Origin of the sequence: Apilactobacillus ozensis DSM 23829 = JCM 17196 (assembly GCF_001435995.1) — a bacterium.
GTDB lineage: Bacteria > Bacillota > Bacilli > Lactobacillales > Lactobacillaceae > Apilactobacillus > Apilactobacillus ozensis.
Map to the genome: position 1 here is coordinate 103,807 of NZ_AYYQ01000036.1, position 25,444 is coordinate 129,250.

The 25,444-nt window shown below is 30.4% G+C and carries 26 protein-coding genes, 1 pseudogene and 2 CRISPR repeat arrays; of the genes and pseudogenes, 18 read left to right on the forward strand and 9 right to left on the reverse strand.

Translation table 11 applies throughout. The annotated features are described in order from the left end of the window. The first annotated feature begins 91 nt into the window (after positions 1–91). Positions 92–1,007 (forward strand): annotated as a pseudogene (gene rihC, locus FD06_RS07200) (ribonucleoside hydrolase RihC). A 71-nt stretch (positions 1,008–1,078) separates the two neighbouring features. On the opposite strand, the gene FD06_RS07205 reads toward rihC, so the two are convergent. Further along, positions 1,079–1,558: a hypothetical protein gene (locus FD06_RS07205; RefSeq protein ID WP_054658499.1), complete on the reverse strand. Its 480-nt coding sequence runs from the start codon at positions 1,556–1,558 to the stop codon at positions 1,079–1,081. Positions 1,559–1,689: 131 nt separating this feature from the next. On the opposite strand from FD06_RS07205, the gene FD06_RS07210 reads away from it, so the two are divergent. From FD06_RS07210 to FD06_RS07225, 4 genes are all read left to right on the forward strand, one after another. Next, complete coding sequence (locus tag FD06_RS07210) at positions 1,690–2,670, forward strand: SEC10/PgrA surface exclusion domain-containing protein (protein ID WP_056967089.1); 981 nt, start codon at positions 1,690–1,692, stop codon at positions 2,668–2,670. Positions 2,671–2,755: 85 nt separating this feature from the next. Next, the gene (locus FD06_RS07215) at positions 2,756–3,172 is read left to right on the forward strand and encodes a hypothetical protein (RefSeq protein WP_056967090.1); all 417 of its coding nucleotides are present in this window, start codon (positions 2,756–2,758) and stop codon (positions 3,170–3,172) included. Between the two features lie 13 nt (positions 3,173–3,185). After that, a complete protein-coding gene (locus FD06_RS07220) occupies positions 3,186–3,764 on the forward strand; it encodes a helix-turn-helix transcriptional regulator (RefSeq protein WP_056967093.1) in 579 nt (192 codons plus the stop codon). A 92-nt stretch (positions 3,765–3,856) separates the two neighbouring features. Then, positions 3,857–4,717: a hypothetical protein gene (locus FD06_RS07225; protein ID WP_156403115.1), complete on the forward strand. Its 861-nt coding sequence runs from the start codon at positions 3,857–3,859 to the stop codon at positions 4,715–4,717. A gap of 91 nt (positions 4,718–4,808) precedes the next feature. Here the strand turns inward: FD06_RS07225 and FD06_RS07230 are convergent, their stop codons facing one another. From FD06_RS07230 to FD06_RS07245, 4 genes are read right to left on the reverse strand one after another with little or no spacing between them, the layout of a single operon-like run. Next, positions 4,809–5,219, reverse strand: coding sequence for a hypothetical protein (locus FD06_RS07230; protein ID WP_056967096.1), 411 nt, complete (start codon positions 5,217–5,219; stop codon positions 4,809–4,811). Positions 5,220–5,239: 20 nt separating this feature from the next. Continuing rightward, positions 5,240–6,007: an ABC transporter permease gene (locus tag FD06_RS07235; RefSeq protein WP_056967098.1), complete on the reverse strand. Its 768-nt coding sequence runs from the start codon at positions 6,005–6,007 to the stop codon at positions 5,240–5,242. 2 nt (positions 6,008–6,009) lie between these two features. Next, complete coding sequence (locus tag FD06_RS07240) at positions 6,010–6,774, reverse strand: ABC-2 family transporter protein (RefSeq protein WP_056967100.1); 765 nt, start codon at positions 6,772–6,774, stop codon at positions 6,010–6,012. Beyond that, entirely contained in the window at positions 6,771–7,697 is a 927-nt protein-coding gene (locus tag FD06_RS07245) for an ABC transporter ATP-binding protein (RefSeq protein ID WP_056967102.1), read from the reverse strand. Before FD06_RS07245 ends, FD06_RS07240 begins: the two co-directional genes overlap by 4 nt. A gap of 468 nt (positions 7,698–8,165) precedes the next feature. On the opposite strand from FD06_RS07245, the gene FD06_RS07250 reads away from it, so the two are divergent. Then, complete coding sequence (locus tag FD06_RS07250; protein WP_056967103.1) at positions 8,166–8,663, forward strand: hypothetical protein; 498 nt, start codon at positions 8,166–8,168, stop codon at positions 8,661–8,663. Positions 8,664–8,751: 88 nt separating this feature from the next. On the opposite strand, the gene FD06_RS07255 is transcribed toward FD06_RS07250, so the two are convergent. Together FD06_RS07255 and FD06_RS07260 are read right to left on the reverse strand one after the other, a co-directional pair. Continuing rightward, a complete protein-coding gene (locus tag FD06_RS07255) occupies positions 8,752–9,198 on the reverse strand; it encodes a very short patch repair endonuclease (RefSeq protein ID WP_237757248.1) in 447 nt (148 codons plus the stop codon). Positions 9,199–9,216: 18 nt separating this feature from the next. Next, positions 9,217–10,653 (reverse strand): Sau3AI family type II restriction endonuclease, encoded by a 1,437-nt coding sequence (locus FD06_RS07260; protein ID WP_056967105.1) that lies wholly within the window; start codon positions 10,651–10,653, stop codon positions 9,217–9,219. Positions 10,654–10,746: 93 nt separating this feature from the next. Between FD06_RS07260 and dcm the strand changes: the two genes are divergently transcribed. After that, a complete protein-coding gene (gene dcm, locus FD06_RS07265; RefSeq protein ID WP_056967108.1) occupies positions 10,747–12,033 on the forward strand; it encodes a DNA (cytosine-5-)-methyltransferase in 1,287 nt (428 codons plus the stop codon). Positions 12,034–12,141: 108 nt separating this feature from the next. Here the strand turns inward: dcm and FD06_RS07270 are convergent, their stop codons facing one another. Then, positions 12,142–12,462: a DMT family transporter gene (locus FD06_RS07270; protein WP_054658473.1), complete on the reverse strand. Its 321-nt coding sequence runs from the start codon at positions 12,460–12,462 to the stop codon at positions 12,142–12,144. 218 nt (positions 12,463–12,680) lie between these two features. Between FD06_RS07270 and FD06_RS07275 the strand changes: the two genes are divergently transcribed. The 6 genes from FD06_RS07275 (at position 12,681) to FD06_RS07300 (ending at position 15,174) form a co-directional block, all read left to right on the forward strand. Next, complete coding sequence (locus FD06_RS07275; RefSeq protein WP_054658472.1) at positions 12,681–13,193, forward strand: YbhB/YbcL family Raf kinase inhibitor-like protein; 513 nt, start codon at positions 12,681–12,683, stop codon at positions 13,191–13,193. Between the two features lie 116 nt (positions 13,194–13,309). Then, entirely contained in the window at positions 13,310–13,723 is a 414-nt protein-coding gene (locus FD06_RS07280) for a MerR family transcriptional regulator (protein ID WP_056967109.1), read from the forward strand. Positions 13,724–13,736: 13 nt separating this feature from the next. Continuing rightward, positions 13,737–14,162, forward strand: a complete 426-nt coding sequence (locus FD06_RS07285; protein ID WP_056967111.1) for a cupin domain-containing protein — start codon at positions 13,737–13,739, stop codon at positions 14,160–14,162. 5 nt (positions 14,163–14,167) lie between these two features. Continuing rightward, on the forward strand, positions 14,168–14,482 hold the full coding sequence (locus tag FD06_RS07290; RefSeq protein WP_054658470.1) for a carboxymuconolactone decarboxylase family protein: 315 nt from the start codon (positions 14,168–14,170) through the stop codon (positions 14,480–14,482). A gap of 79 nt (positions 14,483–14,561) precedes the next feature. Next, complete coding sequence (locus tag FD06_RS07295; protein ID WP_056967113.1) at positions 14,562–14,753, forward strand: hypothetical protein; 192 nt, start codon at positions 14,562–14,564, stop codon at positions 14,751–14,753. Positions 14,754–14,853: 100 nt separating this feature from the next. Then, on the forward strand, positions 14,854–15,174 hold the full coding sequence (locus tag FD06_RS07300; RefSeq protein ID WP_054658468.1) for a hypothetical protein: 321 nt from the start codon (positions 14,854–14,856) through the stop codon (positions 15,172–15,174). 10 nt (positions 15,175–15,184) lie between these two features. On the opposite strand, the gene FD06_RS07305 is transcribed toward FD06_RS07300, so the two are convergent. Next, positions 15,185–16,012 (reverse strand): hypothetical protein, encoded by an 828-nt coding sequence (locus FD06_RS07305; protein WP_056967115.1) that lies wholly within the window; start codon positions 16,010–16,012, stop codon positions 15,185–15,187. A gap of 416 nt (positions 16,013–16,428) precedes the next feature. Then, a CRISPR array of direct repeats spans positions 16,429–17,585; the repeat unit is 36 nt; unit sequence GTTATTAATACATTACAAATACATAGATGTTATAAT. A 580-nt stretch (positions 17,586–18,165) separates the two neighbouring features. Further along, positions 18,166–19,520: a CRISPR direct-repeat array (repeat unit 36 nt; unit sequence GTTATTAATACATTACAAATACATAGATGTTATAAT). A gap of 324 nt (positions 19,521–19,844) precedes the next feature. Here FD06_RS07305 and cas9 point away from each other — a divergent pair. The 5 genes from cas9 (at position 19,845) to FD06_RS07330 (ending at position 25,442) form a co-directional block, all read left to right on the forward strand. Continuing rightward, positions 19,845–23,081, forward strand: coding sequence for a type II CRISPR RNA-guided endonuclease Cas9 (cas9, locus tag FD06_RS07310; protein WP_056967117.1), 3,237 nt, complete (start codon positions 19,845–19,847; stop codon positions 23,079–23,081). Beyond that, entirely contained in the window at positions 23,081–23,974 is an 894-nt protein-coding gene (gene cas1, locus FD06_RS07315) for a type II CRISPR-associated endonuclease Cas1 (protein WP_056967119.1), read from the forward strand. Before cas9 ends, cas1 begins: the two co-directional genes overlap by 1 nt. 8 nt (positions 23,975–23,982) lie before the next feature. Next, a complete protein-coding gene (gene cas2 / locus FD06_RS07320; RefSeq protein WP_054658452.1) occupies positions 23,983–24,291 on the forward strand; it encodes a CRISPR-associated endonuclease Cas2 in 309 nt (102 codons plus the stop codon). A 154-nt stretch (positions 24,292–24,445) separates the two neighbouring features. After that, positions 24,446–24,868: a hypothetical protein gene (locus tag FD06_RS07325; protein ID WP_054658450.1), complete on the forward strand. Its 423-nt coding sequence runs from the start codon at positions 24,446–24,448 to the stop codon at positions 24,866–24,868. A 169-nt stretch (positions 24,869–25,037) separates the two neighbouring features. Further along, positions 25,038–25,442 (forward strand): MerR family transcriptional regulator, encoded by a 405-nt coding sequence (locus FD06_RS07330; RefSeq protein ID WP_054658448.1) that lies wholly within the window; start codon positions 25,038–25,040, stop codon positions 25,440–25,442. Positions 25,443–25,444: the final 2 nt, after the last annotated feature.

The following is a 25,444-nucleotide window of genomic DNA, read 5'->3' on the forward strand; positions in this document are numbered from 1 at the left end:
TTATTAATTTGCAAATGCAAGCGCTTTCATAAAATGGATATTAATGATAATATGAACTTGTAATATCACTTATAAAACTAAGGATGATGTAATTATGACTAAAATTATCATGGATTGTGACCCTGGAATTGATGATGTTGCAGCACTATCAGTCGCTATTAATAATAAAAGTTTAGATTTAGAATTAGTAACAACTATTGCCGGAAATGTAACTGTTGATAAAACAACCAGTAACGCTTTACAAATAATTAATTTTTTCCATAAAGATAATGATATTAAAGTTGCATCCGGAGCTAGTTGTCCACTAATTAAACCATTTGAAGATGCCGCTCGCATCCATGGAAGTTCAGGCATGCGTGGGTATAATTTTAAGTCTACAGTTGCATTTAATCCTATGAAAAAGGGTGCAATACAGGCTTTACATGATTATATTATGAATAGTGATGAACCAATTATCCTAGTTGCCACTGGCGCTTATACTAATATAGCGTTACTAATTTCTGAATATCCAGAAGTTAAGGCCAATATTTTCAAGATTATTGCGATGGGGGAAGCTTAGGCTATGGGAACATGACTAGTGCCGCGGAATTTAATTGTTTTACTGATCCACATGCAGCTGATATTATGTACAATTCAGGCATTCCAATTGTGATGGTTGGTTTAGATGTAACTAAAAAGGCCTTATTGACTGATGAAACTCTAACAAAAATTAAGCAACTCAACCGTGCTGGTGGAATGCTATATAGCATTATTTCTTCTGATGGAGATAAAAGTGAACAAGGGGTAGCTATGCACGATGTAAATACGATTTTTATTTATTACATCCAGAAGCCTTTGTAACGAAAAAATATTGGATTGATGTACAAACCATTGGACATGCTAACGGTGCTACTGTTGGTGATATTCGTGGAGCTTACCATAATGGAAAAACCAATGCTGATGTTTGTATCAATATCGATTCCAATGAATTTAATCATTGGTTTATTGAAGAAGTCAAAAATATGTAGGTAGTTATAATTATTTTAAATGCTAAAAAATCCACCATTAACTTAAACAAGTATAATGATGGATTTTTATTTTACCAACCGAATGAGTTTTGTAACTGTCTTACCTTGATGTTGCTTTGATACATATTTCCTTGTTTCTTATCTCCTAAAACATCAAATCTTGTCTTCTTAGTTACATTTAAATGTTTAGCTCGGATTATTGTTCCTTTGTAATTAATTGTGAACTGGTCTTTGCTCCATCCTCCATATGAAATATTTATAGTATATTTATTTCCGGATTGTTTATATTCCATTTTTCTAAAAATTGGTCTATTTCCAGCGTAGTGCATCATCAAATCTGCTGCACATTTGTTGTTTGTAAACTCTATAAAGTTAAAGTGTCTAGCACAAGTTTGTGGTTTCTTAGTTGAGTAATAAGTTTTATTTCTCAATGCGCTAGGTACACCCTCGTGCCAATCTTTATTACTACTAGCATTTATATTAACAGTGCCTATAAGAATCATTGTGATTGCTACTGATAAAATCATTGCGACTACATTAAATCTTTTCATGTATAAATCTCCTCCCTAATAAAAGTTTTAACATAACAAATTTTATATTTCAATATAATTTTAATGTAATCAGCGTTACTTATTAATGATAAAAATGTTATTATATGTATATAATTTTAAGGAGTGATTTTTTGAAAAAATCTATTATATTTAAAGTTTTACTAATTCCATTAGTTACTGGATTGTTATTTCAAACTGATGTACAAGCTCGTAATAAATCTCATAAAGTAATCAAGCATACATTGGTAGTTAAAAAGCACCATAATAAACATATTCATCAGAATAATAAAAATAAGTTACATAAAAAAACAGGTAAAGTTAAAAAAAGCAATAATTTGCCAGCTGGTTTTGTGAAATATTCTGATAATTCTAATTTTGGTTATGGTTCTAAATCTATTGCGACCTCCAATGCAACTGACACTATAAATATTCCTGCTGGTTTTCCATTTTATTTTCAAGATGGCAAGATAAATATGCAAAGTAGTTTTAGTAATGAATTCACTAAGACCAGTTATAAAATCAATAAATTTAATCCGAACACCAATGATGTTAACGAAAAAGTTAATCTTACAAGTGTTACTAAAGCTCAACAATACGAAATGACTAAATATGCAGCTGACTTAATTAATTCAGTTAGACATAGAATCTCCAATAATGTTAGCTATACTGCTGATTTATCAGCTGATGACACTGCAATGAATATGGCTAATGATATTGTAGCTAAGTACAATCAAGATAAATGGAGTATCTTTAATGGACATGACGTCAAGGCTATTAATGAAGTGGCTAAGAATTATGGATTGGATTATTCTACTGACTATAGTACTGTCGATAATCAACAATACTATGAAGATGCTGCAACATCTAACTTGAGTAACCATACAACGATGGCTAATGTTAAACAAAACATTTATGAAGCTATATGTGCAATGTTATTTGATGATGCTGATTCTGCGTGGGGACATACGAAGAGTTTCCTATCTAGTGATAATTTAGGTGAACAATTTGAACACTTTGGGGTTGCCATTGATGACTTGAAGCAAATTCACTTTGAAACGATTCCATATTCATATACGCAAGGCTATCAAAATAACTATGATGATAGCTATTAATTAAAAGAAGTCCATTTATGTCTATGGGCTTCTTTTTTACATAAATGTTATAATCAAAACCAAAAAGGAAGAGAGGTTGAATAGTATGCAAACTAATGATTATCGAAAAACATCTAAATTAGTTGTAGCCAATTATATTATGTTAATCGTAAGTTGTATTCCCGGTTTTGGAACATTATTAAATTTTATAGGAATTTTAGATTTGGCGATATTAATTCTTAGCTCGATTATTTTGGCACGTAGAATCGTTAAATCTAAAGTAGCAACTTGGTTAGCTATTGTTGGAGGTTCCATTCATTTAGTTTTATCAATAACGACATTTATATCTTTAGCGATATTTTTTATGAAAAACATTAATAAAACACCGATTGATAACGTTACTTTTGGTACGAATACGACAGGGGTAGTGATGATTACAATCGCCATAATAACTTGGGTATTAAGAGTTATTGCGATAGCTCTATATACAAATGGAATATTTGGTAAAAATAAGCAAGTCTAAGGAGTATGTACTTTTGAATGAAATTGGTAAAAAATTAAAAGAAATGCGTGTAGGCAAAAATATTGATATTGACACAGTGGCTAAAGCTACGAATATTTCTGCAAAAACGATTTTAAAAAATGAGCAAGGGTATTACACTCCAGAACTACGATTAGTTTTTCAACTATCGCGATACTATCAAGCTTCCTTAATCGATATTTATGGAGCAAACGTGCTAAAGAAAAAGTTAAATACGGCATTTTGGGTATATTTGATTGCATTTCTATTTTTTAATTTTATTTTATTGACGCTTGATGTTTTTGACATTTGCTGTTTTGCGATTGCTTTTGTTTCTAGTTTGAATGCCATTTTATTGAATATGCATATTAGAAAAGAATATAAGATTCCTAACCCAATTCAACATTATTTAGGCAACTTATTTAATATATGTATATATGCTCTTTTAGGATTATTATTAATGTTTTCAATAATATATGTATTTTATAATTATCTGATGATTCATCCATATTTAACGATTATTTTAACTATTTTATTTATTGCAGTAGTTATTTTTGATTTAAATATGTACTATCGAAAAGTTGCATCTGATTAATAGGATAGCAACTTTTTATTTGGATAATATGAAAATTGTTGATTAGTAATGTTACAATTATTAATTATAGACTGCAAGAAAGGCTGGCTGTTATGAAAAATAAAATATTAATTATATTCTTATTTTTTGTTTCTTTCACTTTTTTTGCTACTAATGCAGAAGCTAAGACTTTGGCTAATAAGAAGTCTAATACATATGATGAAGAAACAAATCAGTTGAGTGCTTATCAGCGCTTACTAACTAATCGATATAATATATCGATAGATAATTCTATAGAAAGATCGAATAAGTATAAACTAATTTGGCGAAAACATATTCCCAAAACTTTATTATATTTAACCGGTGTTGAGGGATTATATTCACCAAATTTTAGAACTAGATATTACTATGGACCTAATTCTAATCAACTATTTGGAGTTCCTTATCATGCTGTTGAAAAAGAAAAGGTATACAATAAGCTTGATAAAAATAGTTACACTTTTTATAAGCTAGAGAAAAATAGCAATATTCCTTACAACGCCTGGGTTCTAGACTACGGAACTATCTTTAGTGATGGTATGGGATACTCCGTTTACAAAAAGATGCTTGCTAGTATTGAATATGCTAAATATGATAAAAATCTTCAGAAATGTGCGTTTATAGCTGCTACACATTTTGTACAGGGAGATACTTCTGATGATAGTTTTGCTGAAGACTACTCTGATACAATATATGAACAAACTCATAAAACTAATTACAATCAAAAAATCATTAAGCCAGATGCTGATGCATATAGTAAAAAAATATTTAGTATGCTAAGTAATGGCAAAATTAGTTATGTTGAATACTTTAAGCTAATGTTTAAACACCAAATTGGCAATATTAATGCTTGCGGAAATAGAATTGGTGTCTACGCATATCCTCCATACAGTTCAATTTATGGACGTGTAGTTTTATTTTACCTTCATAAATAAAAAGCCCTTAAATAAGGGCTTTTTATATGCAAAGTAGTACAAATATACAAAATATACTTGTACATAATATATACTTTGTATACAAGTATACTTAATTTACATAAATTTTATCTATTTTATACTTAGGAAATAATATGTTTATTCCATTCATATTAATTTTTCCGCGAATTCCGATACTTTTAGATCCATATTCACCGCAATAATAAAATATATGTCGACTGCCTTGATTATCAGTCATGTGCTTTAACTGATTGTTTTTATGACTAATAAAATAACGTAAATCTTTTTGATTGCAGTATTTAGCAATCGATTGTTTTTTAGCATGTAGGATATTTTGGGTTTGCCATTTGACAATTATGCTATCCCCAAATCCCCAGACAAAGCCAAAATACATGCCTATTAAAATAAATAAACTCGTTAATATAATACGGTGTTTTGATTTAACTACAATACATATAGCAATTAATATAAAGAGAATTCCTAATAAAACTATGTTTAACATATAATGCCTTCTTTTCAATATTAGTTAGCTGACAAATATCGCTTAGTTCCATTTTGCCAAACTAACTTAGAAATATAAAATAATATCACTTCAAAAATAATTACATAAATTAAATAATTCCAACTGCCTGCGTGTTTAATCAATAAAACAGGTAGATTAGTAACTAGTAAAATAGGAAAAATGGTTGTAAAAATCATTTGAATTATTTGGGGGAATATTTGCATAGGACGGCTAAACAAATTAACGGTATTTTCAATGATACCACCTAGTGCTGAAAATCCATCCAGCCAAAAACTTAATGATACTGCGATTTGATTAGCTAAAAAGATAAAGCCAACTCCTAAAATAATTGATAATATATATACAAATATATCTAATAGGTGAACGTGTTCTTGAATGAGTAAAAATGCTGAAACTACTAATGAAATTATTAAATTAAAAATACTTGGAATATCGATGCGGTTGGTTACTATATACCAATAGGAATTCATTGGTCGGATTAAATCATAGTCCAATTGCCCACCTAAAATTTTCGTACTTAAATTTTCGTGACCAATAATGAAGAAAATGTTGTATAGATATACAATATTGCTAATGGTGGTTACTAATAGTAGGTAGTCAACTTGTTGCCAACCGTTAACGCTGTTTTCCATGGAAAAGTAAACTAATCCAGTGATTATTTCAACTGAAAAGAACATGGTAGCCAATATAAAAGTTAAAATGCTAGTAGTTCGATATGCTAAGAATTCCTGTAGACTGAGTCGCCATGCTAAGCGTAAAAATTTCAAAATTAGATGCCAATCCCTTCATATTTTTTAATACCCACTTTAATTAATATTCTATAAATCAAAAGAGTTATTATAAGCCAACTAGATACAGCTATGAAATATGGCGTTGAATCATTGATTAGATGCGTTACCATACGTGCAGGGACATCGGCAACTAGGGAAAATGGATTGAATTGTAGCCATTTATAAATACCTTTGCCTAAAAAGGTGAGCGGAAATGACAATCCGCCTAGAATTAAGTAGCAGGCGTTTACTGCCGAACGTAATGGCCACATGTTAATTAACCAAAAACTCAGCGTCCCAATCACTAGCATAGTAGTAAAAAACATGATGAATGCTAATGTCAAATACGTAATTAAAATAAGTTTAGACTGTAAACTTTGATTACTATAAATTAGTAGTAGGCCAAAATTAATACATAGATATGGGAACTGACTGCCCACATAGTAAGTGATTTGTTCGCCATAAATAGAAATGGGCCTTAATAAAATGGTAGTTAGTTGCCCGGACTTAACCTGGTTAGCCATCCTAAAAATTGGACTAGCTGAAAATAAAATAGCAGTTAAATTAGTAATTACTAAATACTGAATCATTTGGGATAGAGCCATGTTATTTAAAGTATGCCGGTCAGTGCCATGATAAATGCTTATCCACATTAAAATACTAATTACCATTTGCAAGCATTGCGTTAATAAATACGTAATTTCATTGCTGCGATAAACTAATTTAGCAGTTAAACTATTAAAGCCGATAATAAGATATTTCATTTATTTTTATACTCCAAATATAGTTTCTGAACAAATGCCTCTAGTGATACACCTTCACGCTTTATACTGATAATATTTTCACTATCTATTTGATTGATAAAAGTCTTGAGTTGATTGCTAGGAACTTTTTCTGTGACTGTCTGGTTATTTTTTAAATACTTGCAGGTGAAGTTATCTAATTGATTAGGCTGGATGGGAATATTATTAGTCTGACCCTGATAGACAAAATTACCATCTACTAAGATTAATAGTTTATCGGATAACATTTCGATATCCTTTAAATAGTGTGATGTAATTAAAATAGTTGTATGGTTTTGTTGATTTTCTGCTCTTAGAAATTTATAGATATGTTGTTGAGTTAGTAAATCTAGTCCCAAAGTGGGTTCATCTAAGAAAAGATATTTAGGTTCATGAATGAGCGCACAAATTAATTCACACCGCACGCGTTGACCTAATGACAGCTTACGTACAGGCTGATTGATAAATTCTTGAGCATCTAGCATGTTAATTAAAGTTTGCTTACGGTTAATATATTTATCGTGTGGGATTTTATAAATGTAAGCTAACATGTTTAGGGTATCAATCGCTGGTAAATCCCAGGTAAGTTGCGATTTTTGACCAAACAAAATGCCAACTTGTTTTAAATACTTATTGGCTCTATAGGTCGGAATTTGATTATCTACAATTACACTACCGTGGGTGGGGGATAAAATACCAGTTAATAATTTAATGAAGGTGGTTTTACCAGCACCATTAGGGCCAATTAAACCAACCATATCCCCATCATTGATGGTAATACTATTATTCTTTAGAGCCTGAATAGTTTTAGTTTTTCGTTTAAAAAAATCACTGATGGACCCTTTAAGACCAGGCTCTTTAACAAATGATTCGTATTCAAAACTAAGCTGTTTAGTTTTTATCATGATAGCCTCCTTATCTTTTATCAAATAATTAGTTCAAAATATTTTAATTTATTTTTAATTTAAATATAATCTTATTTTAACACAAAGGCTGAATTTAAAAATACTTTTTAATTTTTTCTTAAGCCGAATGTTTTTATTTATAAAAAAATTAAGGTATACTCCAGATAGGGACTGTTATAAGTTAAGACTACTTTTAGTGAGAAGTGGAGCAAAATTATTCTTTGCGTCAGTTATCCGAGAAAGGAGTCCTCTAATAATTATTTTCCTAAATTGTTTAGAATTAGTGCTAGAACTAGCTATTCTAATTATAGCCGCGACGGCACTAATTATTGGGCTGACTAAAATCAATCATAAAGACAATCGTTAAAGCCCGGAAAACAACTTACGGTTTTTGATTGATTCTGAGAAAGTCCTATATCACTATATGGGACTTTTTTTTGTCTGTATGGTTATGTAAAAGGTGATTATATGAATAAAAAATCTAACTTAATAATAAGTATTTTGACATTGTTTATTATGTTTAGTATCGGTGTGGAAAATGTAAAAGCTAACTCACGCCAATTAACTAATATTCCTAAAATATTTCGTGGTGATTGGTACAACTATTTTTATCATAATAAACAGTATACTAGAATAAAAATAAATCCTAAAACCATTAATTATTATGCTGATGATAATAAAACAGTTGATTATACTTTGCATGTGCATGCTTCTAATAATAAATTTTTAAAAAGCAAAAGGGGTAATGACGATATATCGGTTAGTAAAATTGGTCATTCCACCAAAAATAACCAATCGATTATAATGTTTGCTTTGCATAGTAATGGTGTAGGTAATACTTTTCATGTTTATAAGCAGGGCTACCACTGGATTATGGTCAACGAAAGTGGATCGCATATAGGCTCTAAAGATTATTATTATCACAATACGAGATTAGCTAAAAAATTATATACCAAAAATAAATAAAAGGGCATCAACTCGTTAAAGTTGATGCCCTTTATCATGTGATAACATAGCAATGTTCCCTATAATTATACCATATTAAATTATTTAATTATAAATCATTATTATACTTAATATAAAAATGAATCAGCTCTATGCAGTAATCTACGTTATTTTTAACAGTGTTACCCCAAAAATGTAAGGAAATCCATCCAATTTTTCTTAACTCATCGTCTTTGTGTTTATCTCTTTTCATATTGGTTTCAATTTTATTGATCCAATATTCTCGGTTTCTTTTTAATCTTTGTTTTCTTTGTTCCCAATTAAAACCATTCCAAAATTCTCCATCAATAAATACTGCTATTTTATATTTTGTTATAGCTATATCAGGTAATCCAGGCAAATTTTTGTAATTTCTTCGATATCTAATGCCTTGATACCATAATTTTTGGGCTAAGGTATTTTCTAAAGGGCCACGCTTTAGTTTAACTTTCGACATACGTTTACTAGTTTTCTTATCAGTCTTAAGATTATATCTTAGTTCTAAATCCTTACGCAAAAATCACTTCTTAAATTTTTAACCTATTAAGTCTTTAATTACTGATTTAATGTAGGAATTATTTATCCAAAAAGATTGCGTTGTCATATATTTTGGATCATAATCACTAGGCTTATTAATCCAATTTGCTGGAGTTGGTAGTTCGTTAGAATATGGACTTTTTTTGTAGCAAGCTTTTGATGCATGTGGTCTTACATGAACAACTAGTTGATTTTTTAGCTTGATAAAATTATTGTGAACTCGTCCTTTTTTATAGTTGAGTTTTATACCTTCTTTTAATTTGTTTTGGGTATCTAACCAAACCTGCTGAATTTGATTATCTAATACGTTAATTGGAATCTGGTGAAAAATAATTCCCTTGAAAATTACATTATTGTTTTCATCTTCTTGAAATACAACAAATAAAAATTTACTTTCTTTTAAATAATTTTTTAAAGTACAGTCTTCGTTATCCCAATTTTGTTCTGATAAATCTTTAAATTTAAACGGCGGTAATGACATGCTTTCCTTATTTTTCTTGTTTTGACCCACTTGAATTGTTTTAGGAATAATTGAAGCTTTTTCAAACTCGTCTATTCCTTTAAAACTATTCTTTGAGTCATCTAATCCTAACATTTTTCTAGCTATTATATTGTTTATATTTTTGGCTTTACTAGTAATGTTGAATTGTTTTCTTAATGTTTTTGTACTCTTACCAACATATGGTGCAACTTTATCTTTAATAAGTTCTTCTAAAGATTTTCCTTTTATTTCAATAGGATCTTTAATGATTGCTTTATTATTTTTATTTCCAATAACGTAGTTTCTGAGTATCGTAGTCATGAAACTAGCTTTAAAAGAAAAAGCTCTTTGCTTAGCCCTTTTTTTAGAGTAGGGCTGGTCTCTTAATGAATTGTGATTTTTACCTTTAGTACACGCAGCTAAGTAATTAGTCAAGCCTTCACTTAATTCTTCTGCTTTGCCTTGTTTTACATATTTTTTAATTGTTTCCCAATCATTTTTTATGACTTCATAATCTACTGGAGATTTTTCCATTTGATACATGATTACATATTTAAAAAACCAATTATCTTTAGAAGTTTCATTGATATATTCATAGAATGCGATTTCTAAGTTATTATTTTTATTCATAAAATGGCTGTGTTCAAAGTCTTCATTAACTAGATCAAAATAATTTATAATATTTAAAACTAACCGTTCCTTAGCACTATATTGAGCCTTGCCATTTTTAGTTGTTTTTAATTTTTTAAAGGGTGTAGCTTTTAATTCGGCTACACCTAAGTCTGGTTGACTAGCTGAATCTTTTTCTTTACCGAACCATTTTTCAAATACATCGCCCATAGCATTTTTGTTACCTTTGATATGCATGTTCAATTCTTCTACTAATTCTTTTTGAGGCTTATTCAATATCTGGATAGCCTTGTTATGTACTTCTTCTTTATTTTTAAATTTCACTTGCAACACCTCATGTTATATAAAAAGTTTGATCTTTTTTCGTACATATTATATAATAGTACATAAGATTTCACTAGGAATGGACGGTGCAAAATGACTAAATCACTAAAAGTATTAGAATTATTCGCTGGAGTTGGCGGATTTAGAGTTGGTTTTGATAAGGCAGACGCTGATTTCTTTAAAACTAAATGGGCTAATCAGTTTGAACCCTCTCGTAAAAGTCAAGACGCTTTTGAAGTATATAACTACCATTATAAAGATTCCGATAATATAGGCATTGATATCAATGATATTACGGATGATAAATTTAAGTCTATGGACGCCGATATGATAGTAGGGGGATTCCCATGTCAAGACTATTCAGTCGCTAGGTCAAAGAGAGATGAATTAGGGATTCAAGGTAAAAAAGGGGTCTTATTTTGGCAAATTATAAGAGCTGCCCAAGACATTAATCCTAAATATATGTTATTTGAAAATGTTGATAGGCTTTTAAAAGCACCATCTAAACAACGTGGTAGAGATTTTTCAATCATGTTATCAGCTTTGAACAAACTTAATTATTCTTTAGAATGGCGAGTTATTAATGCTGCTGATTATGGAGGAGCTCAACGTAGAAGGAGAGTTTATTTATTTGTTTTTCGCAATGATTTATCTTACGCTAAGCATTTAGATGATGAGTACGAAAGCTTTTTTATGAATAACGATGACACTTATGACGAATACCTATTTAAAACAGGCCTATTCGCTAAAAACTTTCCTGTTAAATCAGTACCTTACAAGGATAGAAAAGCCTTCTATGAGTTACCAGAAGACATAGTTGAAGTTTCAGACGAATTTTCAGGTAAAGTTTTTAATACTGGCATCATGCGACACGGTAAATATTATACTATCGACACTCAGGCTTTAGGCGATGAAAAACCTAAGCCATTAAAGGATATTATTCAACCTGAAAGTGACGTTGACGATAAATATTATGTGGCTGATGAAAATAAAATTAACAAATTTGAATATCTAAGAGGTTCTAAAAAAATAGAACGAACTAGTGCGAACGGACATAAATACATCTACAGTGAAGGTGGTATGTCACCGTATGAAGATTTAAACTTGCCTGGTCGTACTATGTTAACTTCTGAAGGTACCGTGAATAGATCTACACATTGGCTAAAAATAAATAACAGATACCGTACGTTGACACCGATTGAAGCAGAACGTATGCAGTCATTTCCAGATGATTGGACTAAATATAAATTAGTTGACGGTAAAGTTGAAGAAGTTTCAGATAGAATGAGAATGTTTTTTATGGGTAACGCATTAGTAACTGATGTGGTTAAACGTATTGGTTTGGGAATTAAAGATATTGTAAATAAATATGATGAGTAATAAATAAAGACAGCTAATAATATAGCTGTCTTTATTTATTATAGGTAATAGGTATTTATTTTTCTACTTTACATAACGTGTATTATGCGAAGTTGTCATATAATTATTTTAATGACCACTTGTAACTTTAATTCCAATAATTCCAACAACTAGCATGACAATAAATACCCAAGTAATTGGTGAAATCTGGTCTTTAAATAAAACAACTCCTACAATGATTGATCCGACTGCGCCAATACCAGTCCAAATTGGATATGAAATGCTTAGTGGTAAGTGTTTAATAGCTAAAGCTAAGAATCCAAAACTTAAAACCATGCCAACAACCGTACTAATTGAAAATACCAAGTTGGTAAATCCATTACTTAATTTCATGGTCGTTGACCAACATACTTCTAATAACCCAGCAATAATTAAATATATCCAAGTCATAGTAATAATTCCTCCTAAAAATAAAAAACTCAAGCAAGCTCTTCTATGACCTAATGAGCTTGTTTGAGTATAAGTTACCCGGTGGCAACTGATTTATTACGAGTATTATAATAAATTAGCCAACAGTTATCAATATAATTTGATTAGTTTAATGTTTTCGAAACATTTGTCATATTAATAGCTTAGTGCTAATATTTATTTTCAAAGGAGATAATCAAATGAAAATTAACGTACCATTAATGGACAACGGTTATCTAGATGATAAATATACTAAACATACCACTGCAGAAAATATTGTAAATGGACTTCCTGCTGTATCATTTCCTATTGATATTGCGGATGTGTCTAACAATGCTAAAACATTAGCTATTACACTAACTGACTTGGATGCTATTCCGGTCTGTGGATTTGAATGGATTCACTGGATTGCAGCTAACGTGCCCGCTGATTGCACTCATGTTCCTGAAAATGCAGGCAAAGAAAATCCATTAGGCTGGAATCGTGGTTATAATAGTTTGGCTGGTCGTTTATTAGACCGCAAAGATGATCCACTTAGTTTAGGATTTGTTGGCCCTGCACCACCTAGAGATATTCATGATTATACTTTGACTGTCTATGCACTAGACGAAAAATTACCCCTAGCCGATGGTTTCTGGTACAACGAATTGTTACACACCATCAAGGGCCATGTGCTAGATAAAGCTACTTTAGAACTACCAGTTAAATCATAAAATTTACGAAATGAACTACTTTCAATTAATTTTGAAAGTAGTTTTTCATTTTGTTTGACTTCGAGTTTACTCGAAGTATTATTATCGTAATATCAATTGATAAAGGAAAGATTTTCATGGAAAAATACACAATCGGCGAATTCGCTAAAAAAGTGGGATTAACTACCTACACCCTGCGTTATTATGAACAGCAACAATTAATCATGCCTAGACGTGATGACCATCAAAGACGTTATTATACCGATGAAGATGTTAAATGGCTGGGCTTTTTAATATGCCTAAAAAATACTGGTATGACAATGTCTGAAATTGGTGAATATGTACAGTTACGTAGTCAAGGTGATAAGACGATGGAAGCTCGAAAGAACTTGTTAGCAGTCGTTAAAAAACGTAGTGATGACCAAATCAAGGACATGCAGGCTAATTTAAAAGTAGTTAAGCATAAGATTGATTGGTACAACGGTAAAATGGACTGTTCAATTGACCAAGATGAAGATTTTGAGTCCTACTTAGCACGATTTAATAATTAAGGAGATAATTAATATGCAAAATGAAAATGAAGTTCACAACACTACTTTTCCTATGGGCGATAAAAATACCGCTTATGCTAAATTTTTTACAGGACAAAGCTACCTAAATGGTTTGGTTGCACCCGCTAAAGATGTGAACGTGGGCGTTGGGAATGTAACTTTTGAACCGGGTTGTCGAAATAATTGGCACATTCACCATGATGGGTACCAAATACTATTGGTAACCGCCGGACAAGGAATTTACCAAGAATGGAATAAGCCGGCTCGCTTATTGAAGCCTGGTGACGTAGTGGTAACGCATGATGGAGTTAAGCATTGGCATGGGGCAATACAAGATAGTTGGTTTGCACATGTTGCAATAACTGCTGGTAATCCAGAATGGTTATCCCCTGTTTCAAATGATGAATACGTTAAAGCAAATGCCGAAGTAAAGGAGTGATTAATATGAAAAAACAAGATGCCGGTCGTAAAATGTTAGGTGATTTAGCCCCTAAATTTGCTGAATTAAATGATGACGTATTATTTGGCCAAGTCTGGTCACGAACGGATAAATTATCAGCACATGATCGTAGTATGATTACAATTTCAGCCTTAATCTCTGGTGGCAATCTAGCCCAGCTACCCGCCCACCTAAAAATTGGTAAATCAAATGGCATTACTAAGACTGAAATAGTAGAAATGATTACACATTTATCATTTTACGTGGGTTGGCCTAAAGCATGGTCAGCTTTTGGGATGGTCAAAGAAATATATGCTTAAAACATTGACACTTCACTTGATATTTATAATTTAAGTATTAGAATACAATCAATTATAAGTACGTATGGAGGTTTTTAATATGTCAGAAAAAAAGCTAAATATTCTATTCATTATATTCTTATTAGCTAGTCTAGGCTTTGGGGCCCTTTTTAAGTATCAAAATAACAATTTCCTCTTAGCCTTGTCGGTAGCATTTGCCGTAGCGTCATTTGTTATTTTGGTTATCTGGGTTATTCGTTTAGTTAAACTAATTCTAAAAGCTCATAATTAGTTAGCGAGTCACAAAAATAGTTCAAATTCAATCTTGAATTTGAATCCAGATGTTTGTATATTTTACAGGAACTTAATAATTTAAAGATTGGAGAACTATAATGAAACAATTAAGAATATACACTTTAAAAGACCAAGCTGCTGCCCATGAATATCTAGAAAATCATTGGACTAAACACTTAGTTAGTCTACCTAAATTCGGCATTCACGTTGAAAAAGTGTTTGGTGAAAATAATCCTAGCGGAAATTGTCGAGTATTCGCCCTAGTATCATCTAGTCAAGATAACTTGCATGAGCTCAACGCTAAATATATGCAAAGTGATGCTTTCAAAGATGATATGCAAGGCTTTGATATGACTAAAATCGTCAGCGTTGAAGATGTTGACTTATTCCCTGGTGAAAATATAAGTAATTTATTCTAACGTGAGTAGCTTAAACGTCAGTAAACATGTCGTTAGGTTTACCGTGACATTGCGTTAAGTATTCATTTGAATTCTCTTCAAAAAATGTGGTCAAAGCGCGCATGATGTATGCATTTACATTGTGTGCTTTTTTATTAGCATTAATAATAATGGATTTAATCTTGGTAGTTAATTGTTGATTAATGGATGCATTCATTTCAAATCGGAGCGCTCCATAGCCATTCTCACACCTTTTAGCCTCTTGATAGACAAAGTTTTTAGCTTTGAAAATGAGTCCAGCATATTCGTATAACTTCTGTCGACTACCAAATGCATACACTTTTAAAATATTGACTAATTTGGGTGAAAGGCCCCCTTTTTCAATCAGACTATCCCCCAGAACATCTAATTCATCAGCGGCTTGATATTTTTCAGGCGATGGTTTGGTGTCATCTGTGTCATTTGTAAATTGATTAGTATGATTAAGTTCAGTCTGATTATAATCGCATTTTGAACTTTTAGGCTCTTCATGATGGCGTTCGTGCGTTTTAGGTAAAATAAAATGTGGCAAAAAGACACGGTTCGGAGCATTAAATTGTTGTTTCAAAACAATCCAGCCTAGCTTGACTAAGTGTTTACAAATTCGCGTGATTGTCGACATGCTCAAATTAATACGTTGAGCCATTTCTTCTCTAGTATAAATTACGAAATATCCATTATATTTTTTGTCATAAAAATTATTATTTTGAATACTTAAATGCATGCGATCATAAAGATGCGTTAAAATTGACACTTCATTAGGCTTTAAACCGGCTTCTTCAAAGACGTGGTACTGTTTATAAAATTGTGTATTAGTCATATTTCTATCCCCTATATAGATAGAAAAAGGTGCACAAGAATAGACTTGTACACCTTATATTATGTAATATATTGAAATAACACCGTAAATGTCATATAATAATCAAGCATTAGCAGAATTATCTGTTGTGCATTTAGGGCGTTAAACGGTGAGCAAGTAGTTCAGGTACTTGTTAGCTGATAGATAATTACTACCAATAATTATTTATCAACGCTCTTTTTCTATGTGATTTTTTGTTGCGCAAGCAGTGAAATTACTTTTTGCGTATATAGATACTTTATAGAAATAGTTGTTGAATGTCAATGTTTTTATGTGATTTATTTTAAATAAAATATTATTGGTAAAATATAAAAATTCTTATAAAGTAAAATTTGCTGTTTTACGTATATTATAGAAATTGTGATCTAAGATTTTGATGCATTAATACATTTCAAATACATAGATGTTATAATCACAGCTTTCGGTTTAGTAAACGCCATTGTGTTATTAATACATTACAAATACATAGATGTTATAATTCTATCTTTGTGTTCGCTCATTTTTTATCGTTATTAATACATTACAAATACATAGGTGTTATAATTTTCTCATTACTATCTGCCGGAATGACCGTGTTATTAATACATTACAAATACATAGGTGTTATAATAGCAAAACCCAACTGTTGTCTTGTTTCTGCGTTATTAATACATTACAAATACATAGATGTTATAATATTTAAAAATATTGTCTAGCTGCTTATCCGTTATTAATACATTACAAATACATAGATGTTATAATATTCGAGTAGAACAACCCATAGTTCGAGTTGTTATTAATACATTACAAATACATAGATGTTATAATCCACTTGATGTGGTAGTTATAGTGAGTTTTGTTATTAATACATTACAAATACATAGATGTTATAATTTGTTCAGCAAGCTTGATGATGTCCTCGACGTTATTAATACATTACAAATACATAGATGTTATAATTTTGCAGTTGTACTTGTGGTAGTGGTTGAGGTTATTAATACATTACAAATACATAGATGTTATAATATACGGACTGGGCTTAAAGTTTGAATTTTTGTTATTAATACATTACAAATACATAGATGTTATAATATAGCACTGCTTATAGTCATTTTTATAGCAGTTATTAATACATTACAAATACATAGATGTTATAATAACGTTATTTTCTGACCAATCAGAACTGTAGTTATTAATACATTACAAATACATAGATGTTATAATTTTGCGATAAAACTATCACTAACCCAAGCTGTTATTAATACATTACAAATACATAGATGTTATAATAACTTACAGTATGCCGAGCGTACAGCCGAGGTTATTAATACATTACAAATACATAGATGTTATAATTGAGTTTGTAACATGATTATCAACCAGTCAGTTATTAATACATTACAAATACATAGATGTTATAATTGTCGTTTATGTTTACGTGTTAAATCTCTGGTTATTAATACATTACAAATACATAGATGTTATAATGCCTAAAAACCACGTTATTGGTATGGTTTCGTTATTAATACATTACAAATACATAGATGTTATAATACTATCTTTTAAAAATTCTTATGTATCAACGTTTAATTGCTTTAGGATATGAAAATATTTTTATATAGTTGTGTATATTTTGTTAATTTTGGTTTTCGTGTTTAAAATAAACACAGTAATGTATTAATAATAAAGAATTATCCATATGATAATTTCTGCAAAGCAACAGCCGCATCCACTGTTTAAGATAGTGGCGACTGCCTTTCTTACATATTGTTTAAGGATTTAGTTTTATCTTTTTGTTATTGATACATTTTCATATTTGCATTAACAATTCTTAGTGTTATAATTTACTTGTAATGTATTAATAATAAAGAATTATCTATGTGATAATTTCTGCAAAGCAACAGCCGCATCCACTGTTTAAGATAGTGGCGACTGCCTTTCTTACATATTTTAAAATTTAATCTTATCTTTTTGTTATTGATACATTTAAGTATTTCATTTGTGTATTAATAATAAAGAATTATTTTAATAATAATTTCTGTAAAGCAACAGCCGTATCCACTATATAATGATGGCGGCTGTCTTTTTTCTTTTTGAACTGATTGATTTACATATATAAAACCTTATTGATATGAGTTATTAATACATTACAAATACATAGGTGTTATAATTAGAGTTGTTTTAGACGTGGAAAGTCCATCGTTATTAATACATTACAAATACATAGATGTTATAATGATACTCCTGTTCTAATGTACTTGTTATGTGTTATTAATACATTACAAATACATAGATGTTATAATTAATGATTTGAGAGCTAAACAAGGGCTACCGTTATTAATACATTACAAATACATAGATGTTATAATATTGTGGTTAAAATCGCCTGACACCAGTACGTTATTAATACATTACAAATACATAGATGTTATAATTTTAGAAACGCCAATATGAACGTGCGCACCGTTATTAATACATTACAAATACATAGATGTTATAATTGCTCAAGGGACTACTGAAACGACCACTTTGTTATTAATACATTACAAATACATAGATGTTATAATATGGTTTCGATCAAGACGCTTTAAAGCAAGGTTATTAATACATTACAAATACATAGATGTTATAATTTAAAGTTATTACTATCTCCAGCAGAATTAGTTATTAATACATTACAAATACATAGATGTTATAATTGTAATAGCGTTCAAAAGGTTCTGCTTATCGTTATTAATACATTACAAATACATAGATGTTATAATGGTGGTGTAATTTTATAAGCAATTGAACCGGTTATTAATACATTACAAATACATAGATGTTATAATGGGTTGGCTTTTGTCGTCAATGCCCAAAGCGTTATTAATACATTACAAATACATAGATGTTATAATTTCAACTTCAATAAAGTATCGGCGAGCTTGGTTATTAATACATTACAAATACATAGATGTTATAATACTAAGCTAGTTGCTGTACTAGGCTGGCTTGTTATTAATACATTACAAATACATAGATGTTATAATATTGGCGGAATTATCATGTCTGGCATTGCTGTTATTAATACATTACAAATACATAGATGTTATAATCTTGCCAAACTTTTTTAGTGGTGGACTTATGTTATTAATACATTACAAATACATAGATGTTATAATCGACCAGAGTTGAACCATGAGCCACTGCCGGTTATTAATACATTACAAATACATAGATGTTATAATTTCATTTTCATTAACCTTTCAATAAGTTCAGTTATTAATACATTACAAATACATAGATGTTATAATCCACTATAATCGTATATATCGACCATAAAGTTATTAATACATTACAAATACATAGATGTTATAATCAACGTTTCTATATGCTTTATGTGTAGTTTGTTATTAATACATTACAAATACATAGATGTTATAATTGACAGCCTACGCTATGTAGTGATGTATGTGTTATTAATACATTACAAATACATAGATGTTATAATACTAACTTTTAAAAATACTTATATATCAATGTGTAAGCGTCTTTAAATATAAAAATATTTTTAATATAGTTGCGTATATTGTGTTATTTCATATTTTGTGTTTAAAATAAACACAGTAATGTATTAATAATAAAGAATTATCTTAATGTTAATTTCTGGAGAGCAACTGCCGAATCTGTTGACACGAATCAATAGCGACAGTCTCTAATTATAAAGATCAGACAAGTTCTGGTCTTTTTTTATTGCAATATTAAATAAAAATGCTAGAGTTGAAAGTATTAGCTAATAATTAGTTAATTAATAAATAATTGTGGAGGTTACATAATGCATAAACATTATAAATATGCGTTAGGTTTAGATGTTGGAGTTGGTTCAGTTGGTTATGCTCTACTTAAACTAGATGAAGCTGATCAACCTTGTGGATTGCTTAAGGCTAATTCAGTGACTTTTCCAATGTCCCAAGACCGCACAGGCAATACTTTGGCATCCATTGCTCGTAATTATCGAAGTGGTCGACGTTTAAACCGTCGTCGTAAATTAAGAAAACAGTTAGTTAGTAATTTATTCACTAAAAATGGATTAATAAATCGTAATGATGTATATAGTCCTTATACTAAGCATCCCAATTTTGATTTATATCGGATTTGGCATGATAGTTTTAATCAGCAAATATCCAATCAAGATTTATATCGCCTACTATATTATTTTGCCGGTCATCGTGCTTTCAAGTCTAATCGAATCCATCAACTAAAAAGTTCTGGTGATAAAGATACGACTAAGCTACTTAGTTCTATTGACACCAATAAAGAATATTTTAACAATAGTCAATATAACCATTTAGGTGAAATGTTTTACTGTGACCCTAAATTTGCTCAACGTAAACACAATAAGGGCTATGATGATGGATATTTATTCAATATTGATCGTGGTACGTTGTTAAGTGAAATTAAAGAGATATTAAATGCTCAATCAAAATTTGGAAATCCTGCTATCAATGATGATTTCAAAGCTCGATACTTAAAAATTTTGAGTCAACAACGTAATTTTGATGTTGGCCCTAGTAATCCATCTAGATTTGCTTTAGTTGACAGTTCAGGAAATATTAAATTAAGGAACAAAAAAGATAAATTAAATTTATCATTCAAAACTAGTGCTAAAGCCAGTTATACTTTTCAAAAATTTCAGATTTTACAAAAGTTAGCTAACACCCGTTATAAGTTAAATTCACAATCCAAATATCAATCTCTCAATGCTGAAACCATTGATAAGATTTTTAATAAAGCTATAACGAAAGCTAACTATAAATATAGTCAACTTAAAAAAGATTTGAAATTACCAGATTCAGCTCGCTTTAATATGGTTATGTATGAAACTAGCGATGATAAATCTGCTAAACAAGCTGAGACTAAAACGTTTATTATAAAAGATAATACCTACTACATATTATCCAAGATATTGTCAGATAAATTGCAGCATGATTATACGGTAATTGATCAAATAGCAGAAATACTTACTAGGTATACCAGTGATGAACCTAAAGCAAAGGCTTTAAAGAGACAATTAGGTGAAAAACTATCTGATGAAAAAATAGAATCTTTATTGGCTCTAAACTTTACTCAATATGGTAGCTATTCAATCGATACCATGCAGTGCTTAATTCCCTATTTAGCCAAAGGATACGATGTAACAACTGCGATTGATGCATTTAATGAAGACCAAGCATCATTAGAAAATGGCCATAGCCCATTGATTGATGCCAGTATGAACTACCATGAAATAATTAGTAGTATCAAGAACCCTGCTTTATTACAGTCATTTACCAAGACAGTTAAGGTGGTCAAAGCACTTATTCGTCGATACGGGAATCCATATACCATTCACATCGAAATGGCTCGTGAGTTGAGTTTAGGTAACAAGGGCAAAGCTGAATTAATTAAGAAACAAAACGAAAATCGTAAACGCAATGATAAAGTTATTACCGAAATGAAAGAAAATTTTCCCAATGTTTCGATTAATGGTGAAAATATTATTAGGTTAAAGCTTTATCATGAACAAAATGGAATTGATATTTATGACGGTCGAATGATTGATTACCAACATGTCTTAGATAATAATTACGAAGTTGACCATATCTTGCCTTACAGCATTAGTTTTAATAATAGTTTTAATAATAAGGTATTAACCTCTAGTCGTAATAATCAACTCAAACGAAATCGTACCCCTTATGAATGGTTACACAACGATAAAGTTCGTTGGGATACATTCACGTCGATTGCTGAAAATGTAAGAAATTATCCTAAAAAGAATAACTTATTAAAAATGCACTACGATGAAAGTGACATGAAGAAATGGAAAACACGGAGTTTAAACGATACCCGTTATGCCACCCGATTGCTATATAACTACTTTAAACATAATGAGCAATATTTTGATGCAAAGCCTTCAGTCATGACAATGAATGGTAGCATGACGGCCCAATTACGTTATTATTGGGGAATTGTTAAGCAACGTGCCGCTAGTGATAAACATCATGCGGTAGATGCTTGTGTGATTGCCACTTGTTCTAATTCAATGGTTAATCTAATTAGCAAGTATCATACTGCTCGTGAAAAAGAACAGTTATCCTCTAAGTTCCCTATGCCTTGGCCAGATTTCCGCAATGACGTGATGAATGCTAAGCAACAGATGAACGTTAAAAGAATCTTTAGCCACAGTATTGCTGGTAAGGTGAACGAGGATGGACTAAAAGGTGCCAGATACATCAACACCGATAAAGTAGTTGTTATACATGAAAAACTAGCTAATTTAAAGCTCAAAAAAGTTGGCGATGATTATATCATTGTTGGACACGGTAATTCTCGCTATTTGCGTCCAGACGATTTAACCAGTATTTCAAATCGTAATAGTAAAAATGACTTGAATTCGGTCATTTATGACCATATTTATAATGCTTTATCTAAGGATAAAAAAGCTTTTGAAAAGCAACCTTATTTGGAATTTGAGCATAAGGGACATAAGTATACTGTTAGAAGAGTAAAAGTGATTAGCGACTATAAGGGTGGTGTCATTTTAAATCGCGATGCGGATGGTAACCCTATTTCAGTGGCAAACCGTGGTAAGATGGTGCGCAACGATATATTTAAATGTCTCGATAAGAAGGAAAGAGTCGTATACCGTTTTGTCCCCATTTATGAGCATCAAATTTTAGATACACACTTACCTAATCAATATGCTCCATTTGCTAAAAATATTTTTGTGAATGATAAAGACCAATTTATTTGTTCTTTGAGTAAGGGGGATGCGGTTGAAGTGAAACTTAGCACTCCTAAGAAAGTAGAAAATTGTGATGAGCCATATGTATGTGATCATTTTATTGGTTATTTTGATGGATCAGATATCAGTAGTAATCGAATAAAAATTAATGCATTAGATAATTCTTGTTCAATTCGCGCCTCTATGAGTAAATTGATTAGCATTCAAAAATGTGATGTTACCATTTTTGGTAGTATTCATAAGGTGCATGAGAAAGTGCGTCAACCTTTCAACTTGAAGCATAAATAATGGCATTCCGACATGTTTACATTGAGCATCCCGTTTATATAAGTATTAAGTTAAAGCAATTGAACATTTATTCAGAACATGATCAATACACTTTTACCATTCCATTAGAAGACATTGAGAGTATTATATTGGACAACTATAAGTCAGTTATTACTGCTTATGCCCTTATGGAAATAACAAGGTATAAAATTACGATGGTTATTTGTGGAAGTAATCATCTACCGCAAGGTATTTGCTTACCACAACACCAATATTATAAAAAGTTTACAATGTTAAATGAACAATTTAAGATGTCTAAACAAGTGATTGGTAGATTGTGGCGTAACATAGTTAAACAAAAACTAAAGAATGAATCTACTACCCTATCTATTTTGAATCGACCTTATACTTCAAATATTGAGAAATTAATTAAGCTAGTAAAGCCTAATGATGTTAACAATGTTGAAGCTCAAGCAGCAAGAATATATTTCATAGCCCTATTTGGCCAAGATTTTCAAAGAAGAGATGAAAATCCTTTAAATGACGTTTTGAATTATGGATATGCCATTATCAGGAGTATGATTAGTCGAGATTTATGCGCTTACGGGTTAGAGCCTTGTCTAGGATTACATCACCACAACTATTTAAATTCTTTTAACTTATCTGATGATTTAATAGAACCATTTAGAAGCTATGTAGACTTATATGTTTTTTATAATATGCAAACTTTTAACAAGGGTCTGAGTAGTTCTAATAAGAAATTATTGGTCAATATGATAAATGGTTATGTCTATATTGATAATCAATATGAAACTGTTACTAATGCTATTCACGGAATGGTTTCAGCTTATAATAACTGTTGTATAAACAAGTCGTCTAGAATTGTGTTACCAGAGATAAGAGATGAAAAATAATTAGATTTATGAGACTAATTGTTATGTTCGATTTACCAGTTACTAAAGCTCAAGAACGCAAAGCTGCTAGTAAATTTCGTAAATATATTATAGAAAATGGATTCTATATGTTGCAATATTCGGTTTATACTAGAATTGTTAATAATTTTATTTCTATTGAAAAATATACTAAAAGACTAAAGAGTCATTTACCAAATCGCGGCTCCATATATTTATTGACGGTTACTGACAATCAATATTCTAATATGAATATATTAGTTGGTAAGCCACCTACTAATGACGAAAGAGTTAATTCAAATTCAATATCATTATTTTAAATTAAAAATAATACTAAAAGAGCCTGCACTTTTTGCAGTCTTTTTTAGATTGAATTACTTTGTCGTACATTATGAATTCATCATAAAATTTATTTTTATTGATATATAATTAATATGTAATCGAAAAATAGAAATAATAGATAGGAGTAATTTTATGCATTATATAAAGAAATTGATTTATTCAATACTATTGTTAACCTCATTTATAGGTTTAATTAGCGTTTCTAGTGTTACATCTAAAGCTAACAGCGACTATTCAATTAAAGCTACTACTAAGGTTCCGCTTAATTATCAAATTTTAGAGTTGGCTAAGGATAATATTCATTACAGATTAGCTAGTAGTAGTTACGCTAAGTTTTTAAAATCGGACGGGATGACTCCAGATAAAAAGATTTCCGCTGGTACACGTATTAAAATTTATAATCAACCAGCGCTTAAACATGGTGGTTATAAATATTATCCTGTTACTTTTCTAACTAAAAAATATGCTCATCTATATAAATTTGAAAAAGGTGTTTTCCCTACCATTGCAATAAAGAATTTTCATCAATTAAAGCATGTAAATAAGGTTAATTAAAAAAGAGTCTGCAAACAATATGTTTGTAGGCTCTTTTAGTTAATATGTAATCTAATTATTTTGATATTCAATGGAACCTTTTAATTTTATTATCAAAATCAAAATTTATTACTTGCCTTAGAGTTCACTCCAGGGTTTATGATTGTATTCAGTAAGTGAGGTGATGATAATGAATATTGAAAAAGTTAGTCAAGAATTCAATTTATCAAAGGATACTTTGCGATATTGGGAACGAATTGAACTATTGCCGCCCGTTCAGCGTAATTCTAGCGGTTATCGTGATTATACTGAACAAGATTTAAACTGGATTTTCTATGTCAATTCTTTACGAAATGCGGGGATGTCAATTGAAAGACTGCTTGATTTTGTGAAGTCATATCGATTACAAAGCAGTAGTAACGAATATCGCAAGCAACTTTTAATTGAACAACGTCAGATTTTAAAACAGGAAGTTGAAAATCGCCAAAAGACTATTAATTACTTATCTTACAAAATTGAACATTTTGCTGACCACACCTTAACTTATGAAAATGAAAAGTTAGCATACGATAAAGACAACGAAGAGGAGAAATAATT

Excerpts from the sequence above, each read along its gene's own strand:
- FD06_RS07300 (WP_054658468.1), top strand. The coding sequence starts at position 14,854 with ATGAAACAATTAAGAATATACACTTTAAAAGACCAAGCTGCTGCCCAT.
- FD06_RS07245 (WP_056967102.1), bottom strand. The coding sequence starts at position 7,697 with ATGATAAAAACTAAACAGCTTAGTTTTGAATACGAATCATTTGTTAAA.
- FD06_RS07225 (WP_156403115.1), top strand. The coding sequence starts at position 3,857 with ATGAAAAATAAAATATTAATTATATTCTTATTTTTTGTTTCTTTCACT.
- FD06_RS07230 (WP_056967096.1), bottom strand. The coding sequence starts at position 5,219 with ATGTTAAACATAGTTTTATTAGGAATTCTCTTTATATTAATTGCTATA.
- FD06_RS07215 (WP_056967090.1), top strand. The coding sequence starts at position 2,756 with ATGCAAACTAATGATTATCGAAAAACATCTAAATTAGTTGTAGCCAAT.
- FD06_RS07290 (WP_054658470.1), top strand. The coding sequence starts at position 14,168 with ATGAAAAAACAAGATGCCGGTCGTAAAATGTTAGGTGATTTAGCCCCT.
- dcm (WP_056967108.1), top strand. The coding sequence starts at position 10,747 with ATGACTAAATCACTAAAAGTATTAGAATTATTCGCTGGAGTTGGCGGA.
- FD06_RS07280 (WP_056967109.1), top strand. The coding sequence starts at position 13,310 with ATGGAAAAATACACAATCGGCGAATTCGCTAAAAAAGTGGGATTAACT.
- FD06_RS07205 (WP_054658499.1), bottom strand. The coding sequence starts at position 1,558 with ATGAAAAGATTTAATGTAGTCGCAATGATTTTATCAGTAGCAATCACA.
- FD06_RS07305 (WP_056967115.1), bottom strand. The coding sequence starts at position 16,012 with ATGACTAATACACAATTTTATAAACAGTACCACGTCTTTGAAGAAGCC.
- cas1 (WP_056967119.1), top strand. The coding sequence starts at position 23,081 with ATGGCATTCCGACATGTTTACATTGAGCATCCCGTTTATATAAGTATT.
- FD06_RS07325 (WP_054658450.1), top strand. The coding sequence starts at position 24,446 with ATGCATTATATAAAGAAATTGATTTATTCAATACTATTGTTAACCTCA.
- FD06_RS07275 (WP_054658472.1), top strand. The coding sequence starts at position 12,681 with ATGAAAATTAACGTACCATTAATGGACAACGGTTATCTAGATGATAAA.
- FD06_RS07285 (WP_056967111.1), top strand. The coding sequence starts at position 13,737 with ATGCAAAATGAAAATGAAGTTCACAACACTACTTTTCCTATGGGCGAT.
- cas9 (WP_056967117.1), top strand. The coding sequence starts at position 19,845 with ATGCATAAACATTATAAATATGCGTTAGGTTTAGATGTTGGAGTTGGT.
- cas2 (WP_054658452.1), top strand. The coding sequence starts at position 23,983 with ATGAGACTAATTGTTATGTTCGATTTACCAGTTACTAAAGCTCAAGAA.
- FD06_RS07330 (WP_054658448.1), top strand. The coding sequence starts at position 25,038 with ATGAATATTGAAAAAGTTAGTCAAGAATTCAATTTATCAAAGGATACT.
- FD06_RS07240 (WP_056967100.1), bottom strand. The coding sequence starts at position 6,774 with ATGAAATATCTTATTATCGGCTTTAATAGTTTAACTGCTAAATTAGTT.
- FD06_RS07250 (WP_056967103.1), top strand. The coding sequence starts at position 8,166 with ATGAATAAAAAATCTAACTTAATAATAAGTATTTTGACATTGTTTATT.
- FD06_RS07270 (WP_054658473.1), bottom strand. The coding sequence starts at position 12,462 with ATGACTTGGATATATTTAATTATTGCTGGGTTATTAGAAGTATGTTGG.
- FD06_RS07295 (WP_056967113.1), top strand. The coding sequence starts at position 14,562 with ATGTCAGAAAAAAAGCTAAATATTCTATTCATTATATTCTTATTAGCT.